This window comes from Stenotrophomonas maltophilia group sp. P373 (assembly GCF_053295075.1).
Map to the genome: position 1 here is coordinate 2,701,797 of NZ_CM129994.1, position 15,200 is coordinate 2,716,996.

Sequence of the window (15,200 nt, forward strand, 5' to 3'; positions counted from 1 at the left end):
GGTGCCTCAGCCCGCATCCACTGCCAACGCGCCCAGCGCACTGGCCTTGATCCGCTCCTTGGCCTTTTCACAGGCGCCACCGCAATCCAGGCGCGAGGCCTCCAGCTGCGGCGGCAGGTGCTCGGCCAGGAAGTCGATGAACACGCGCACCGCCGGCAGCAGGCCGCGGCGCGAGGCGAACACGGCGTGGCACACGCCCTGCGGCAGTGACCAGTCCGGCAGCACCACTTCCAGCTCGCCGTTGCGCACGGCGTCGGCGCACACGGTCTCCGGCAGCATGGTGATGCCGAAACCGTCCTTCACCATGCTCTGCAGCAGCGGGAAGTCGAAACCGGCCACGCGCGGCTGCAAGTCGACCCGGCGCACTTCGCCTTCCGGGCCATGCAGTTCCCAGCGCTGGCGTGCTTCGTCTTCGCTGATGCTGAGGGTGACGTGCTGGGTGAGCTCTTCCGGGTCCTTGGGGCGTCCGGCGCGGTCCAGGTACTTCGGGCTGGCCACCAGCAGTTCCTGCACCTGGCCGAAGCTGCGCATCACCAGGCTGCCGTCGTCATCCAGGCGCGAACGCACGCGCAGGGCGACGTCGTAGCCTTCATTGATGATATCCACGCGGCGGTTGCTGATGTTCAGCTGCAGCCGCACCTTCGGGTACTGCTCAAGGAACTTGGGCAGCAGCTTGGGCAGCTGCATCTGCGCCAGTGACACCGGCACGCTGGCGCGCACCACGCCGCGCGGCTCCGCGCTGAGGCGGTCCACCACTTCGCGGGCGGCCTGGGCCTCGGCCAGCATTGTCTGCGCATGGCGATGCACGCTGGTGCCGACATCGGTGACCGCGAAACGGCGCGTGGAGCGCTGCAGCAGGCGTACCCCCAGGTCGGTTTCCAGCTGGCTGATGCGGCGGCTCAGGCGCGACTTGGGAATACCCAGTGCGCGCTCGGCGGCGGCGAATCCGCCGTGGTCGACCACCATCGCGAAGTAGTACAGGTCATTCAGGTCATGCATACCCGAGTTCCATATCTAGAACAATACGTGGCATTCAACCACCTTTATTCCGCCTTTGCAACAACCTATCGTTCTCTCCGTCGGCGGGGCCACCCCGCCCCTTCCTCCCAGAACACAGGTGACTGCCATGAAGCTTCTGCATCTCGACGCCAGCGTGCTTGGCGACAACTCCGTCTCGCGCCAGCTGTCGGCCGCTGTGGTCGCCCGCTTCGCCAGCCAGATCGATGGCCTGCAGGTCGATTATCGCGATCTTGACGCCAATCCGGTACCGCATCTGCGCAGCAGCTCGCTGGCCAAGACCGACGCGGCCGAGGCGACCGACGCTGAACAGGTGATGCAGCAGTTCCTGGACGCCGACATCGTGGTGATCGGCGCGCCGATGTACAACTTCAGCATTCCATCCACGCTGAAGGCCTGGATCGACCGCGTGGCCGTGGCCGGCCGCACCTTCAAGTACACCGAGAACGGCCCGGTGGGCCTGGCCGGTGGCAAGCGGGTGATCATCGCCAGCAGCCGTGGCGGCATCTACACCGACTCGCCGGCCGACTTCCAGGAGCCGTTCCTGCGCCAGGTGTTCGCCTTCATGGGCATCAACGAGGTCGAATTCGTGCGCGCCGAAGGCATCGCCTATTCGCCGCAGCACCGTGAAGACGCCATTGCCGGTGCGCTGGCGGCACTTCCGTCGCACGAAGCGGCCGAAGCCGTCGCTGCGTAACGCGTTCCAACGTTCGGCGCCCCTCTCTCCTCGTCTGGGCGCTGAACGCGGGCCGGGATCCCCTCCCCCATCCCGGCCCACCCTGGCGGCCCCGCTGTGCGGGGCCGTCTTCTTTTGCGACGCGCTAGGCTGGGGGCATGAACTACATCGTGACGGCTGCGCACCGCAGCGAATTTCCGCACCCGATCACCCTGCGCCGCGGCCAGGCGCTGGTAGTGGGCGAACGCTATGAAGGCCCGGAGGGCTGGGACGACTGGTTCCTGTGCGAGGCCGAGGGGCAGCAGCCCGGCTTCGTGCCGGCGCCGGTGATCGGCCGCGATGCGCAGGGTGGCGCGTTTGCCACCGAGGATTACTGCGCGCGGGAGCTGGATGTGGATCCGGGGCAGCTGCTGCGAGGGATGCGCACGCTTAACGGGTGGGCATGGTGCATGCCGGAGGCCGGCGAACCGGGATGGGTGCCGTTGGAGAAGCTGCGCGCTGTGGAGTGATCGCCGGGGTTCATCCACGCATGGCGTGGATCTACTGGGGCATCGTTGAATTCATGCCCGGCGCGTGCAACATCCTCAAGTAGATCCACGCCATGCGTGGGTACGGTGCCATGCAAGCATGGCACCCACCCAGCCAGAGAATCAGGCGATGGTTTCCAGGCCGCCCATGTACGGGCGCAGGGCCTCCGGCACGGTGATGCTGCCGTCGACGTTCTGGTAGTTCTCCATCACCGCGATCATCGCGCGGCCAACCGCCACGCCCGAGCCGTTCAGGGTATGCACCAGCTCAGGCTTGCCGGTGGCCGGGTTGCGCCAGCGCGCCTGCATGCGGCGGGCCTGGAAGTCACCACAGTTCGAGCACGAGGAGATCTCGCGGTAAGTCTCCTGCGACGGCAGCCAGACTTCCAGATCGTAGGTCTTCACCGCCGAGAAGCCCATGTCGCCGGTGCACAGCAGCACCTTGCGGTACGGCAGGCCCAGCTTTTCCAGCACCACTTCGGCACAGCGGGTCATGCGCTGGTGCTCGGCGTCGCTGTCTTCCGGGCGGCTGATCGAGACCAGCTCGACCTTCTCGAACTGGTGCTGGCGGATCATGCCGCGCACGTCGCGGCCCCCGCTGCCGGCCTCGGCACGGAAGCACATCGAGTGGGCGGTCATGCGCAGCGGCAGGCGCTCGGCGTCGACGATCTCGTCGCGCACGATGTTGGTCAGCGGCACTTCCGAGGTCGGGATCAGGTACCGCGTGGAGTCGCCCACGGCGGTCTTGAACAGGTCGTCCTCGAACTTCGGCAGCTGGCTGGTGCCACGCAGCGAATCGGCGTTGACCAGCAGCGGCACGTTGGTTTCCTCATAGCCGTGCTCACCGGTGTGCAGGTCGACCATGAACTGGGCCAGCGCACGGTGCAGGCGCGCGATCGGGCCGCGCAGTACGGTGAAGCGCGAGCCGGACAGCTTGGCCGCGGTCTCGCCGTCCAGCCAGCCGTTGCGCGCACCCAGCTCAACGTGGTCGAGCACCTTGAAGTCGAACTGGCGCGGAGTACCCCAGCGCGCCTGCTCGACATTGTCGTTCTCGTCGGCACCGGCCGGCACGTCATCGGCCGGCAGGTTCGGAATCCCCATAGAGATCGCTTCGATCTTCTCGCGCAGCTCGTCCAGCGCCACTTCCGAGGCCTTCAGCTCGTCGGCGAATGCAGCGACCTCGGCCATGATGGCCGACACGTCCTCGCCCTTGGCCTTGGCCTGGCCGATGGCCTTGGAACGGCTGTTGCGCAGGCTCTGCAGCTCCTGGGTACGCACCTGGATGCGCTTGCGATCGGCCTCCAGGGACTCCAGGGCAGACACGTCGAGCTCGAAGCCGCGGCTGGTGCGCAGGCGTTCGGCGAGGTCGGCGGGCTGGTGGCGGAGCAGGGCTGGATCAAGCATGGCAGGTGTCGTGGTGGGTATCAGGGATGGGATTATCGCTTGTTATACGGATTTCTGCCGCCCGGTTCATTCCCGCCGTGGCAGAATCGGGGCATTCCGTACTGGTCCGGTCCATGTCTGCACCCCGCTCGTCGTCCGCCAAGTCGTTTACCGTGCATATCCCGCGCAACGCCCTGAAGATCGCCGGCATCGCCTTCGGCGTGGGCGTACTGCTGTTCGTGCTGGTCTGGTACACCGGTCGCGACAAGGAATTCTTCCGCGCCGACCCGGCCGCACAGACCCCACAGGAGACGGCGCAGGTGGAACCGCTGCCCGAACCGCTGGCTGCGGCCGCCGGTTCCAGCGACATGCCCGATGCCAAGCCGGCCCCGGTCGAGGAGGAAGCCCCGAAGCTGGTCGAAACCCCGCCGCCACCGCCGGCGCCCGTCGCTGAAGCGGCCCCGGTCGCACCGGCCCCGGCGCCGGCTGCTACAGGCAACAGCCAGCCGATGCCGATTGCCGGCCAGTCGCCTCCACCGGCCTACCCGGCCGCCGCGCTGCGCGCCGGCGAGACCGGCAGCGTGGTGGTGCGCGTGGACGTGGATGCCACCGGCTATCCGAACAATGCCACGGTGATCCAGCGCAGCGGCTCACGCGAGCTCGACCGTGCCGCGACCGATGCGGTGCGCCGCTGGCGCTTCACCCCGGCGCAGAGCAACGGCCAGGCCGTACCGGGCAGCATTGAAGTGCCGTTCGACTTCAAGACCCAGTAACTGAACGTTTCCCGGCAGGCAAACTGAACCCTGCCGGTCGCGTTGACGCAACGCTGACACTTCCCGCCACTGGCCCGCGCAACACTCTCCCCGTCGTCCATTGACGGAAGGAGTTTGCGATGACCGCCACCACCCACGAAGACCTTCATTCGCCGCAGCTGCAGCAGGACGCCAGCGAACAGCACAAGCCCACGTCGCCCTGGATGTGGATCGCGCTGATCGTGGCGATGTTTGCCGCCGCGCTGCTCTGGCTGCGTCACTCGAACCAGGAAGACGTGGCGCCGGCACCGGTCGGCGAGCGCATGCTGCCCGCGCCCGAGCAGGCGCCGGTCGCCGATGTACAACAGCCTGCGGCCCGCCAGGCCGCAGCGGCCGGCAACCAGCGCAAGGCCCCCCCTGCCGTACGCAATCGCGAGGCACGCCCGCTGGCAGGCAACAGCAAGCCGACCTACCCCGCTGCCGCGCTGCGCAATGGCGTGCAGGGCAGCGTGATCGCCAGCCTGAATGTCGATGCCCGCGGCCAGGTCACCAATGCTGCGATTGTTTCGCGCAGCGGCGAGCGCAGCCGTGACCTGGATCGTGCGGTGCTGAGCGCCGTGCAGAACTGGAAGTTCCAGCCGGCGATGCATGAAGGCCGTGCAGTGGCCAGTGTGGTGCGGGTCCCGGTGGATTTCCGTACCGGACAGCGTTGATCGCGGACGAGGGGTTCGTGATGTTTAGACGGAGGCTTCGGCCTCCGTCCTTTTATGCGGAGAAGCGTGCCGACCAAGGTCGGCACCTACCGGGCGATGTGAGCGTGCCGACCGAGGTCGGCACCTACCGGACAGGGGGCGCGTGCCAACCATGGTTGGCACCTACCGGAAAACCTGATCGGCCGATCAGGCCAGGTTGAAGCCGGCGCTGCGCGCCAGGCCGTCGAAGTCCGGGAAGGAGGTGGCGACGTTGGCGATGTCGTTGATGCGCACTTCGCCGTCGCTGATCTGGCCGGCAATGGCAAACGCCATGGCAATACGGTGGTCACCGTGGCTTTCGATGGTGCCGCTGCCCAGGCGCACGCCCCCGTGCAGGGTGGCGCCGTCTTCGGTCTCGTCCACCTGCATGCCCAGCGCACGCAGGCCGGTGGCCATCGCCGCAAGGCGGTCGGATTCCTTCACTCGCAGTTCGGCCGCACCGCTCACCACGGTCTGGCCCTCGGCGGCCGCAGCGGCCACGAACAGCGCCGGGAACTCGTCGATCATGTCCGGCACGAGCGCTTCCGGAATGCGTGCGCCCTTCAGCGGGGCGTAGCGCACCACCAGGTCGGCCACCGGTTCACCGCCCTGTTCTGCCGGGTTCTCTTCGCTGATGTCCGCACCCATCAGGCGCAGCGCATGCAGCAGGCCAGTGCGACGCGGATTCAGGCCGACCTGCTTCAGGCGCAGCTCGGAGCCGGGAATGATGCTGGCGGCGACCAGGTAGAACGCGGCCGAAGAGAAATCGGCGGGCACCACGATATCCGTGGCGCGCAGGCGCTGGCCACCGCGCAGGCGGGCCTTGCCCGGCGAAAACGCGATGTCCACGCCGAATGCGGACAACATGCGCTCGGTGTAGTCGCGGGTCGGGTGCGGTTCGGTCACGCTGGTTTCGCCCTGCGCATACAGCCCGGCCAGCAGCACCGCCGACTTGACCTGCGCACTGGCCACCGGCGAGGCGAAATCGATGCCGTGCAGCGCTTGGCCACCATGCACGTGCAGCGGCGGCGTGCCGTCGTCCTGGGTGTCGATCCTTGCGCCCATCTGCGACAGCGGGCCGGTCACGCGGCGCATCGGGCGGCCGGACAGCGATTCATCGCCGATCAGCGTGCAGTCGAAGGCCTGGCCTGCCAGCAGGCCCGCCAGCAGGCGCATGCCGGTACCGGCATTGCCGCAGTCCAGCGGTGCCTGCGGTGCTTTCAGGCCGTCGATACCCACCCCATGCACGATGCGCTGCGACGGGCTGGGGGTTTCGATGCGCACCCCCAACTGGCTGAAGATGCGCGCGGTGGCGCGGGTGTCTTCGCCTTCCAGGAAGCCTTCGATGTGCGAGGTGCCATCGGCCAGCGCGGCAAACATCACCGAGCGGTGCGAGACCGACTTGTCGCCGGGAATGGTCAGGCTGCCCTGCAGCGGCTGGCCCTTGCGGGCAATCCAGTGTTGCGCGTTGCTCATCGTTCGATCATTCCGTAAACACCGGCAGCGCCGGCGATGCATCAGGGAGCGGCTGCTGTTGCCGCCACAGCAGCACTCAGGGCACGGCCACCGGATAGGAGCCCAGCACCTTGATCTGCGCCGAGTGCGCTTCCAGTTCGGCCAGCGCGGCCTGCATCGGCGCGTCGTCGATATGGCCGGCCAGGTCGATGAAGAAACCGTACTCCCACTTGCCGTGGTGTGACGGCCGCGACTCGATTCGGTTCATGCTGATGCCGTGGCGGGCGAACGGGCTGAGCACGTCGAACAGCGCACCGGGCTTGTCATGGATGAACACCAGCACCGAGGTGCGGTCGTGCCCGGAGGTCGGGAAAATGTTGCGACCCACCACCAGGAAGCGGGTGGTGTTGTCGGCATCGTTCTGGATCGGCTTGGTGACCACCTTCTTCAGGCCGTACACGTGGCCGGCACTCTCGCCGCCGATGGCCGCCGCGTCGTCGGCGTTGCGCGCACGACGCGCGCCTTCGGCGTTGCTCGACACCGGAATCTTCTCGGCCTTCGGCAGGTTGGCGCGCAGCCACGCCGAGGTCTGCATGAACGACTGCGGATGCGCGTAGATGCGCTCGATGTCCTCGATGCGGCCGCTGCGCGACATCAGGAACTGCTGCACGCGCAGTTCCACTTCGCCGCAGATCTTCAGGTTGGAGGTCAGGAACATGTCCAGGGTGATCTGGATGGTGCCCTGCCCCGAATTCTCCACCGGCACTACGCCGAAATCGGCGTTGCCCGCTTCCACTTCCTGGAACACCTCTTCGATGCTGGCCATCGGCAGGCCCAGCGCCGAGCGGCCGAAGTGCTTGAGCACGGCCTGCTGGCTGAAGGTGCCTTCCGGGCCGAGGTAACCGATCTTCAGCGGCTCCTGCTGGGCCAGGCAGGCCGACATGATCTCGCGGTAGACGTGCACCAGCAGTTCATCGCTGAGCGGGCCTTCGTTGCGGTCCACCACCATGCGCAGCACCTGCGCTTCGCGCTCGGGGCGGTAGTAGTCGACGGCGGCGGCGAGCTTGCCCTTGGCCTTGCCGACCTGGTGGGCGAAGCGCGCGCGCTCGGCGATCAGGCTCTGGATGTCGCGGTCGATCTGGTCGATCTTCGAGCGCACATCGGCCAGCGCCAGCGGCGCCAGGGTGGGTGCCGGGTTCGAGGTGGCCTTGGCCTTGCCCTTCGCCTTGGTGGGCACGCTGTCCTTGGCCGGTTCGGCCTTCTTCGGCGCCTTCTTGCTGGATTTGCTGCTTGCCATCGGAATTCCTTGTTGCGGGGCACGCACCCGACGGTGCGCGCCGTTCATTGCTCAGCCGTGACGCTGCTGGAAATCGGCCATGAAGGCGACCAGCGCCTCGGCCCCGGCCAGCGGCATGGCGTTGTACAGCGAGGCACGGATGCCACCGACGACCTTGTGCCCCTTCAGCGCCAGCAGGCCAGCGGCCTTGGCCTCGGCCACGAAGCGGGCATCGAGATCGGCATCGGGCAGGAAGAACGGGATGTTCATCCGCGAACGGGCCGCGTGTGCAACCTCATTGCGGTAGAAGCCGCCGGAACCGTCGATGGCGCCGTACACCAGCGCGGCCTTGGCGGCATTGCGCCTGGCGAACTCGGCCACGCCGCCCTCGGCCAGCATCCACTTGAACACCAGGCCGGCCAGGTACCAGTTCCAGGTTGGCGGGGTGTTGAGCATCGAATCGCGGGCGACATGCGAGCGGTAATCGAAGATGTCCGCGCGTGGCTGGCCACTGCGCTCGAGCAGGTCGCGGCGGATGATCATCACCGCGATGCCGACCGGGCCCAGGTTCTTCTGCGCGCCGGCATAGATCACGCCGTAGCGGCGCACGTCCAGCGGCTCGCTGGCGATGGACGAGCTGAAGTCGGCGATCAGCGGAACGTTGCCGGTGTCGGGCACATCACGGAACTCGACGCCGTGGATGGTCTCGTTGGCGGTGATGTGCACGTAGGCGGCATCGGGTGACAGCTGCCAGTCGGCGCGCGGCGGCAGCGTGCGATAGCCATCGGCCTCGCTGCTGGCGCCGATGTTGACGTCCACGTAAACACCGGCCTGCCTGACCGCGGTCTTGCCCCAGTGGCCACTGACCACGTAGTCGGCACGCTGGCCGGGGGCGGCGAAGTTCAGCGGGATCAACGCCTGCTGGGTGGTGGCACCACCGGACAGGAACAGCACCGCATAGTCTTCGGGAATATCGAGCAGGCGACGCAGGTCGGCCTCGGCCTCGGCGGCCACGGACATGAATTCCGCGCCGCGATGGCTCATTTCCACGATCGAAGCGCCGGACCCGTGCCAGTCCAGCATTTCCGCCTGCGCCTGGCGCAGGACCGATTCCGGCAAGGTCGCAGGGCCGGCACTGAAGTTGAACGCGCGCGTCATGTCACACCTGTGGGGCAAGACCCCTAGTATGCCGCAGTGCACCAGCCTTGCGGCCTTGTGCGGCAAGGGAAATTTGGTTTCATCGGAATCCATCGGCAACGCGACCAGGTAGTGCCGGCCGCTGGCCGGCAACCTAACGGATTCGGGGCGGCGGTTGCCGGCCAGCGGCCGGCACTACCGTCAGCGCGCGCCGAACCAGAGCAGCAGGCTGAGCAGCGCGGCCAGCAGCAGCGCACTGACCAGCAGCCACGGCCAGCGCCGCACCCTGCGCGGCGCAGCCGGCAGCACCGGCGCCTGTTCCACGTCCTCGCCCGACTCGTCCTCGACCGGCAACGACCGTCGGCGCGGATCATGCGGCACTTCCAGCACGAAACGGTGCTGGCCATCGAACACCACCTGGTCGCCGGCCTGCAGCCAGCAATGGCGCACGGCCACGCCATTGACGCGGGTGCCGTCGGCACTGCCGAGATCGCGCAGCAGCACGCGTTCGCCGTGCACTTCCACGCGGGCATGCTGCTCGGCAAAAGCCGGGTCATCGATGGCGATGTCGGCCTCGTTGCCACGCCCGATCAGGCGGGCCCGCGACAGGGTGAAGCTGCGGCCATGATGGAGACCGCCGACACCGCGCAGCAGCCGCTGCTGCTCGTCGCTGCCATCTTCGGCTTTCGGCGCAGGCGCCTGCAGCAGGCTTTCGACCTCGCCCTGCAGGACCATCTCCACGCCATCCACATACACCGCATCGCCTGCACGCAGCAGGGCCATCCGGCGTACCGGGCGACCGTTGACGTGGACGCCGCGGATGCCGTTGCCGACCTGCAGCCAGAGGCCGCGATCATCCATGCAGAACTGGGCCAGCAGCAGTGCGCCGTGGCCAGGATCTCCGAGCCGCACGCTGCCGTTGGCCTGGCGCACGATGCGCTGCACCCCGGGCCGCAAGGGCTGGTCGGGCTGTTGTTGTTGACTGAAGTGAACAAGCAGGTTCTGCACGCGGCGCAGCCTAGCAGGTTGGTCGCCAACGAAGAAGAACCCACGATGAGTGCTTGGCGCGGCGGCCCTTGATGCGCACAATGCTTGCCCTCTTCGACCATCCCCGCCCTGCGCCAGGAGCCTGCATGTCCACCATCGATGTCCGCCACGCCCACGCCCTGCCCGATGCACAGGCGCGCGCCGCGATCGAACAGGTCGCTGCCAAGCTGTCCGAGCGCTTTGGCCTGAAGTCGTCCTGGACCGCCGACGTACTGAACTTCTCCGGCAGCGGCGTGGACGGTGCGATCGAACTGCAGCCGGGCGCGGTGCGCGTAACCGCCAAACTGGGCTTCCTGCTGTCGGCGATGAAGGGCATGGTCGAAGGCGAGATCCAGCGTGTGCTGAAGGAAAAGCTGGGCTGAACCCCGGCGGCGGCCGTCACGGCCGTGCAACGCCGGTGCGCGCTACTCTCGGGGGCAGGCCCAACTCCCACGGGAAGTGCGATGAACCACTACGAGAACGACGACCGCCGCAACGACGATGCCTCTTTCGGTGACCAGGCCGAGCGCTTCTCGCGCAAGCTGAGCGATTCGGCCCAGCAGGTCTGGCTGGCCGGGTTGGGTGCGCTGGGTCGCGCCCAGGCCGAGGGCAGCCGCTTCTTCGACGGCCTTGTGAAGGAAGGCGAAGCCTGGGAAGCCCGCCGCCGTGAACGCAACGGCGACCAGGGCCCGGGCTGGCGTGACAATGTCGAGACCTCGCTGGACGAGGCCCGCGAGAAGGCCTCCGGCACCTGGAACAAGGTCGAGAAGGCCTTCGATGACCAGGTGCAGGGCGTACTCAAGCGCCTGCATGTACCCACCGCCGACGAAGTGACCGCGCTGGAGGCGCGCATTGATGCCCTGCACGCGCGCTTGGCCAAGCTGGAAAACCGCGCCGCGTCCGGCACCGATGCCCCTGCTCCGGGCAGCCATCAGTCACCGGACAGCGTGCCCTGACCACGATTGTTGCAATGCAATAAAAATTGATTGACAATCGCGAGCAACCCGCCAATCGCTTCGGCTGCCGTTTGTTCCCTCCCCTCACGGCTACAGGATTGGCGGGTTTTTCGTGCCCGCTGTACGTCGATCTGCGCGCTCCATCACGCTTTCTGTCAGGAACATCCTGACCCGGCCAGGCACCGCGACCTTTACACTGTCGTTCTCCGCTTTCGCCCCTTCCGCCCTACTCCTGCATGCTCCCCTGGATCCTGGCCCTGCTGTCGGCCCTGCTTAGCTGTTTCCTGGCCGTTGTCTATCTGTGGTGGGTCAAGCGGCGGCAGAAGGAGATGCAACTCGGCCTGCAGGCCCTGGCGGGCATGCATTGGCGCGAATTCTCCGTTCTGGTCAAGCGCATGCTGCGCGAACAGCGCGGCCTGCGTGAACTGATCGATCCGGCGGAAGAAGCCCGCGAGCCAAGCAGCGATTTCATGCTCAGCGATGGCCCCAACCACTGGCTGGTGTCGTGCAAGCACGGCCTGGCCTACCGCATCGGCACCGCCGCAGTGAACGAGCTGGGTGCGGCCGCGCGCCTGGCCGGCGCCAAGGGCGGCGTGCTGCTGACCGAAGGCCGCATCGAGCGCGACGGCCGCAGCGCCGCCGAGAAGCAGGCGGTTGAAGTGCTGGACGGCCCGCGCCTGTGGCCATTGCTGCAGCCTTACCTGCCCGGCGACATCGAAGCGCGCGTGCGCGCCAGCGCCCGGCACGAAGCGCTGCGCCGCATCGCCATCGCCGCACTGGGTTCGGCAACGCTGGGGCTGCTGGTTGGCCTGGGCCTGCAGGGCCTGCGTGTGGAAGAGGCCGCGCCGGTTGCTGCAGCGTCGGTGGTGGCGACGCCTTCAACCACGCCTGCGACCGTACCTGCCCCGAACGAGGCAGCCCCCGTAGCCGCCGCCGAGGCTGCCGTCGCCTCGGCGACCGACCCGCGCAGCAACCCCAATCCGGATGCAGCCACGCTGGATCGCTACCAGGCCGATCTGGCCCGCGCCCTGGCCGGCAAGCCCGGCATCGCCAGCGGTGTCTGGCTGACCCGGCAGACGCTGGCGATCAACCGCACCGGTGAACTGGAAAAGGTCTGGCCGCAGGTCTGTGAGGAAGTGCTGCACTACCCCGCCCTGCGCAACGTGCGCATCCAGCTCAATGCCCGCCCCGGCGTGGATGAGCCGGTGCGCTGGCGGCAGTGCGCTACGTATTGATGGGGCAACATCCACGCATGGCGCGGATCTACTGAATCCCGATACACGAATCTCTGGTAGATCCACGCCATGCGTGGATGCCTTTGCAGAGTCGAGCCACGCTCGACTCATCGCGCATCGCGCGAACAGCAGCCGAGCATGGGCTGGGCTCTACAAGGCGCCCGCTCAGCCCAATGCTGCGAGATGGGCGATGTAACTGGAGCGGGACTCGCCGGCCGCCTTGGCCTGCGCATCCAGCCTGGCCAGGATGCGACGCGGCAGGCTGATGTTGACCCGCTCGATGGTGTCGTCCAGCAGAGATGGATCAATGCAGATGTAGGCAAGAATCCAGGCCGTACCCCTGGGAGCCTCGGCGACGATCTTCTGTGGCGCAGAAGGACTGGGAATCGAGCGCCCCTCATCCAGGGCCGCATCGATCCAGGCAAGCGCAGACTCCTCGGCCGCGCTGAGTGCATCGTCAAGCGTGTCGGCTGCCGAGAAGCACCCCGGCAGATCGGGAACGATGACCCCCCACGCGGTGCGTTCATCGCCGGCCTCAATCAAGACTGGATAGCGCATGGGACCTCCTACGTCAGTCCTGCGAGCTTCCGCAACGCCTGAACCAGCCCCTTGTCCAGATCCTTTCTGGGGTGAGGCACGGTGATGATGCGAGGCCACTGCGGGTGCACGAATACATGATGGGATCCGCGAATCCTGCACAGGTCCAACCTGCCGCCTCCAGATCGCGGATGAGTTCCCTGCTCTTCATGCAGGGACGATACACATCGCACACACGCACCAACAGAGTTCAAGACGACAGCCGTACCGGACCAGTAGATCCACGCCATGCGTGGATGGAATCCCTAGCGAGCGCCCGGCGCGAAGCGCGCAACCAGGTCCCAGGCATCCCCCAGGAACACCTGCCGCACGCGGGTGATCGGCTGTTCACCGCGCCAGGTCAGGCGCTCGATCACCAGGCAGGCGGTGCCCGGTTTCACGTCCAGCAGCCTGGCCGTGGCGGTGTCCGCACCCCAGGCACTGATTCGATGCTGCGCGCGCGTCCAGGACACGTTCTGCAGCAACCAGCTGCCCGGCGCGGTGGTACTGAAATCGACTTCCAGTACCTCGGGCACACCCACCGGACTGATCAGGCGATGCTCCAGCGCCAGCGGACGGCCATCGGCCAGGTGCAGGCAGCGCATCGCCAGCAGCTTCTCGCTGCCGGCCAGCTCCACTTCACCGGCATTGCCGGCGTCGGCCAGGCGCAGCTCGCGCTGCAGCAGGCGGTACGCGTACTGATGGCCGCGCGAACCGACCTCCATCGCGATATCGGGAATCTCCAGCGCCACCTGCTCCAGGTGAGGCGGCTGACGCGCTACGAATGAACCGGCGCGACGGCGGCGCTCGATCATGCCGCTCTCGGCCAGCGCGGTCAGCACCTTGTTCACCGTCATCCGCGAGCAGCCGTACTGCTCCATCAGCTCGTGCTCGTAGGGAATACGGAAGCCCGGCGCCCACTCTCCGCTGAGGATGCGGCTTTCCAGATCGCTGCGGATACGCTGGTTGAGCGTGGCGGACTTGCTTGCCTTCACGTAATGGGATCCCGGTGGCGGAGGCGATCAGCCCAGCACGCCACGCAGGGCGGCGGCGAAGGCGGTGGTGATCGCCTCGCGCTGCAGGTGGCGGCCCTCGGCCACGCATTGGCGGCCATGGCGCCAGACCGATCGCAGCGCGCCATTACGTGCGGCGAACACCCAGCTGTCAAGCCATGCGTCATCCTGTCGCGCCTGCAGCGCCGGGTGTGCGGCATCCAGTTCGACCAGATCGGCACTGGCGCCGACCTGCAGGCCAGCGGCCACGCCCAGCGCCTGCGCTCCACCGCGCAGTGCGCCTTCGAACAGGAAACGACCGGTGCTGCGGCTGGCATCCGGCGCCAGTACATTGCGCCCGCGCAAGGTCAGCCGCTGGCCGTACTCAAGCAGGCGCAGTTCTTCGGCCGCATCGATCAGCACATTGGAATCGGAGCCGACGCCGAAGCGCCCGCCCTCGCGCGCGAACGCCTGCATCGGGAACAGGCCGTCACCCAGGTTGGCCTCGGTGATCGGGCACAGGCCGGCCACGGCCTGGCTGGCCACGATCGCCGCGCGCTCGTCGTCGGTGATGTGGGTGGCATGCACCAGGCACCAGCGCGCATCCACCGCCGCATGGTTGTACAGCCACTGCACCGGCCGCTGGCCGCTCCAGGCCAGGCAGGCCTCGACTTCGCGCACCTGCTCGGCGATATGGATGTGCACCGGGCCATCGGTGAGCGGCAGCAACGCACTCAGTTCTTCGCCGGTAACCGCGCGCAGGCTGTGCGGGGCAATGCCGAGCACCGCGTCGGGCAGCGCGGCCAATGCCGGCTTCGCGGCATCCAGCAGCTGCGCGAAACCGTCCACATCGTGGATCAGGCGACGCTGCGCTGGATTCGGCGGCGCCCCGCCGAAATCGGCATGCGCATAGAACACCGGCAGCAGGGTCAGGCCGATACCGGTCTGGTTGGCGGCGGCGGCAATCCGTGCACTCATCTCGGCACGGTTGGCATAGGCGTGGCCATCGGCCTCGTGATGCAGGTAATGGAACTCGCCGACCCGGGTGAAGCCGCTTTCCAGCATTTCCATGTAGGCCTGGGCGGCGATGGCCTGCACCGCATCCGGGCGCAGATGGGCCAGGAAGCGGTACATCAGCTCGCGCCAGCTCCAGAAGCTGTCGCCGTCACCGCCGCCGATCTCGGTCAGGCCGGCCATGCCGCGCTGGAAGGCGTGGCTGTGCAGGTTGGGCAGGCCCGGCACCAGGATGCCGACGCGGGTGTCACCGCCCTGCGGGGCCTGCCCCTTGCTGATTGCCGTGATGCGGCCGTCCCGCACCTGCAGGCGGACATCGCGGGCCCAGCCCTCGGCCAGCAGGGCGTGGGTGGCATGGAAACTGAGCAGGGAACGCGAATCGGACATGGCTGGACAACCCGAAATGGACGCCTATATTGTATAGACATATAAGCACAGCCGCGTTGT

17 protein-coding genes are annotated in these 15,200 nt (G+C 67.4%); 7 read left to right on the top strand and 10 right to left on the bottom strand.

Features of this window, described 5'->3' with window-relative positions; translation table 11 throughout:
• Positions 1-6: 6 nt before the first annotated feature.
• On the bottom strand, positions 7-999 hold the full coding sequence (locus ACSYHF_RS12620; protein WP_005410175.1) for a LysR family transcriptional regulator: 993 nt from the start codon (positions 997-999) through the stop codon (positions 7-9).
• A gap of 127 nt (positions 1,000-1,126) precedes the next feature.
• Between ACSYHF_RS12620 and ACSYHF_RS12625 the strand changes: the two genes are divergently transcribed.
• On the top strand, positions 1,127-1,714 hold the full coding sequence (locus tag ACSYHF_RS12625; RefSeq protein ID WP_005417285.1) for an FMN-dependent NADH-azoreductase: 588 nt from the start codon (positions 1,127-1,129) through the stop codon (positions 1,712-1,714).
• Between the two features lie 137 nt (positions 1,715-1,851).
• The gene (locus tag ACSYHF_RS12630) at positions 1,852-2,202 is read left to right on the top strand and encodes a ligand-binding protein SH3 (protein ID WP_111127345.1); all 351 of its coding nucleotides are present in this window, start codon (positions 1,852-1,854) and stop codon (positions 2,200-2,202) included.
• 141 nt (positions 2,203-2,343) lie between these two features.
• Here the strand turns inward: ACSYHF_RS12630 and serS are convergent, their stop codons facing one another.
• Positions 2,344-3,624: a serine--tRNA ligase gene (serS, locus tag ACSYHF_RS12635; protein ID WP_005417289.1), complete on the bottom strand. Its 1,281-nt coding sequence runs from the start codon at positions 3,622-3,624 to the stop codon at positions 2,344-2,346.
• A 113-nt stretch (positions 3,625-3,737) separates the two neighbouring features.
• Here serS and ACSYHF_RS12640 point away from each other — a divergent pair, with 113 nt between their 5' ends.
• Positions 3,738-4,376: an energy transducer TonB gene (locus ACSYHF_RS12640; RefSeq protein WP_005417291.1), complete on the top strand. Its 639-nt coding sequence runs from the start codon at positions 3,738-3,740 to the stop codon at positions 4,374-4,376.
• Between the two features lie 119 nt (positions 4,377-4,495).
• Complete coding sequence (locus ACSYHF_RS12645) at positions 4,496-5,068, top strand: energy transducer TonB (protein ID WP_005417293.1); 573 nt, start codon at positions 4,496-4,498, stop codon at positions 5,066-5,068.
• A 186-nt stretch (positions 5,069-5,254) separates the two neighbouring features.
• Here the strand turns inward: ACSYHF_RS12645 and aroA are convergent, their stop codons facing one another.
• The 4 genes from aroA to ACSYHF_RS12665 all read right to left on the bottom strand — a co-directional run bounded on the left by aroA (position 5,255) and on the right by ACSYHF_RS12665 (position 9,962).
• Positions 5,255-6,562 (bottom strand): 3-phosphoshikimate 1-carboxyvinyltransferase, encoded by a 1,308-nt coding sequence (gene aroA, locus ACSYHF_RS12650; protein WP_065178647.1) that lies wholly within the window; start codon positions 6,560-6,562, stop codon positions 5,255-5,257.
• A 76-nt stretch (positions 6,563-6,638) separates the two neighbouring features.
• Positions 6,639-7,838 (bottom strand): prephenate dehydratase, encoded by a 1,200-nt coding sequence (gene pheA, locus ACSYHF_RS12655; protein ID WP_049414995.1) that lies wholly within the window; start codon positions 7,836-7,838, stop codon positions 6,639-6,641.
• 51 nt (positions 7,839-7,889) lie between these two features.
• The gene (gene serC, locus ACSYHF_RS12660) at positions 7,890-8,975 is read right to left on the bottom strand and encodes a 3-phosphoserine/phosphohydroxythreonine transaminase (RefSeq protein WP_447575700.1); all 1,086 of its coding nucleotides are present in this window, start codon (positions 8,973-8,975) and stop codon (positions 7,890-7,892) included.
• Between the two features lie 180 nt (positions 8,976-9,155).
• On the bottom strand, positions 9,156-9,962 hold the full coding sequence (locus ACSYHF_RS12665) for an FHA domain-containing protein (protein ID WP_032954286.1): 807 nt from the start codon (positions 9,960-9,962) through the stop codon (positions 9,156-9,158).
• A 125-nt stretch (positions 9,963-10,087) separates the two neighbouring features.
• Here ACSYHF_RS12665 and ACSYHF_RS12670 point away from each other — a divergent pair, with 125 nt between their 5' ends.
• From ACSYHF_RS12670 to ACSYHF_RS12680, 3 genes are all read left to right on the top strand, one after another.
• The gene (locus ACSYHF_RS12670) at positions 10,088-10,363 is read left to right on the top strand and encodes a polyhydroxyalkanoic acid system family protein (RefSeq protein WP_005417302.1); all 276 of its coding nucleotides are present in this window, start codon (positions 10,088-10,090) and stop codon (positions 10,361-10,363) included.
• 81 nt (positions 10,364-10,444) lie between these two features.
• On the top strand, positions 10,445-10,936 hold the full coding sequence (locus ACSYHF_RS12675) for a phasin family protein (RefSeq protein WP_053497278.1): 492 nt from the start codon (positions 10,445-10,447) through the stop codon (positions 10,934-10,936).
• Between the two features lie 236 nt (positions 10,937-11,172).
• Positions 11,173-12,171 carry a restriction endonuclease gene (locus ACSYHF_RS12680; RefSeq protein WP_111127351.1) on the top strand — a complete coding sequence of 333 codons (999 nt, stop codon included), beginning with the start codon at positions 11,173-11,175 and terminating at the stop codon, positions 12,169-12,171.
• 165 nt (positions 12,172-12,336) lie between these two features.
• Here the strand turns inward: ACSYHF_RS12680 and ACSYHF_RS12685 are convergent, their stop codons facing one another.
• Genes ACSYHF_RS12685 through ACSYHF_RS12700 form a run of 4 tightly spaced genes read right to left on the bottom strand, consistent with a single transcriptional unit; the run spans position 12,337 to position 15,140 of the window.
• On the bottom strand, positions 12,337-12,729 hold the full coding sequence (locus tag ACSYHF_RS12685; protein WP_447575701.1) for a type II toxin-antitoxin system HicB family antitoxin: 393 nt from the start codon (positions 12,727-12,729) through the stop codon (positions 12,337-12,339).
• Positions 12,730-12,737: 8 nt separating this feature from the next.
• Positions 12,738-12,998, bottom strand: coding sequence for a type II toxin-antitoxin system HicA family toxin (locus tag ACSYHF_RS12690; protein ID WP_447575702.1), 261 nt, complete (start codon positions 12,996-12,998; stop codon positions 12,738-12,740).
• A gap of 15 nt (positions 12,999-13,013) precedes the next feature.
• Positions 13,014-13,742, bottom strand: a complete 729-nt coding sequence (gene hutC / locus ACSYHF_RS12695; RefSeq protein ID WP_005417312.1) for a histidine utilization repressor — start codon at positions 13,740-13,742, stop codon at positions 13,014-13,016.
• Between the two features lie 27 nt (positions 13,743-13,769).
• Complete coding sequence (locus ACSYHF_RS12700; protein WP_262221649.1) at positions 13,770-15,140, bottom strand: formimidoylglutamate deiminase; 1,371 nt, start codon at positions 15,138-15,140, stop codon at positions 13,770-13,772.
• Positions 15,141-15,200: the final 60 nt, after the last annotated feature.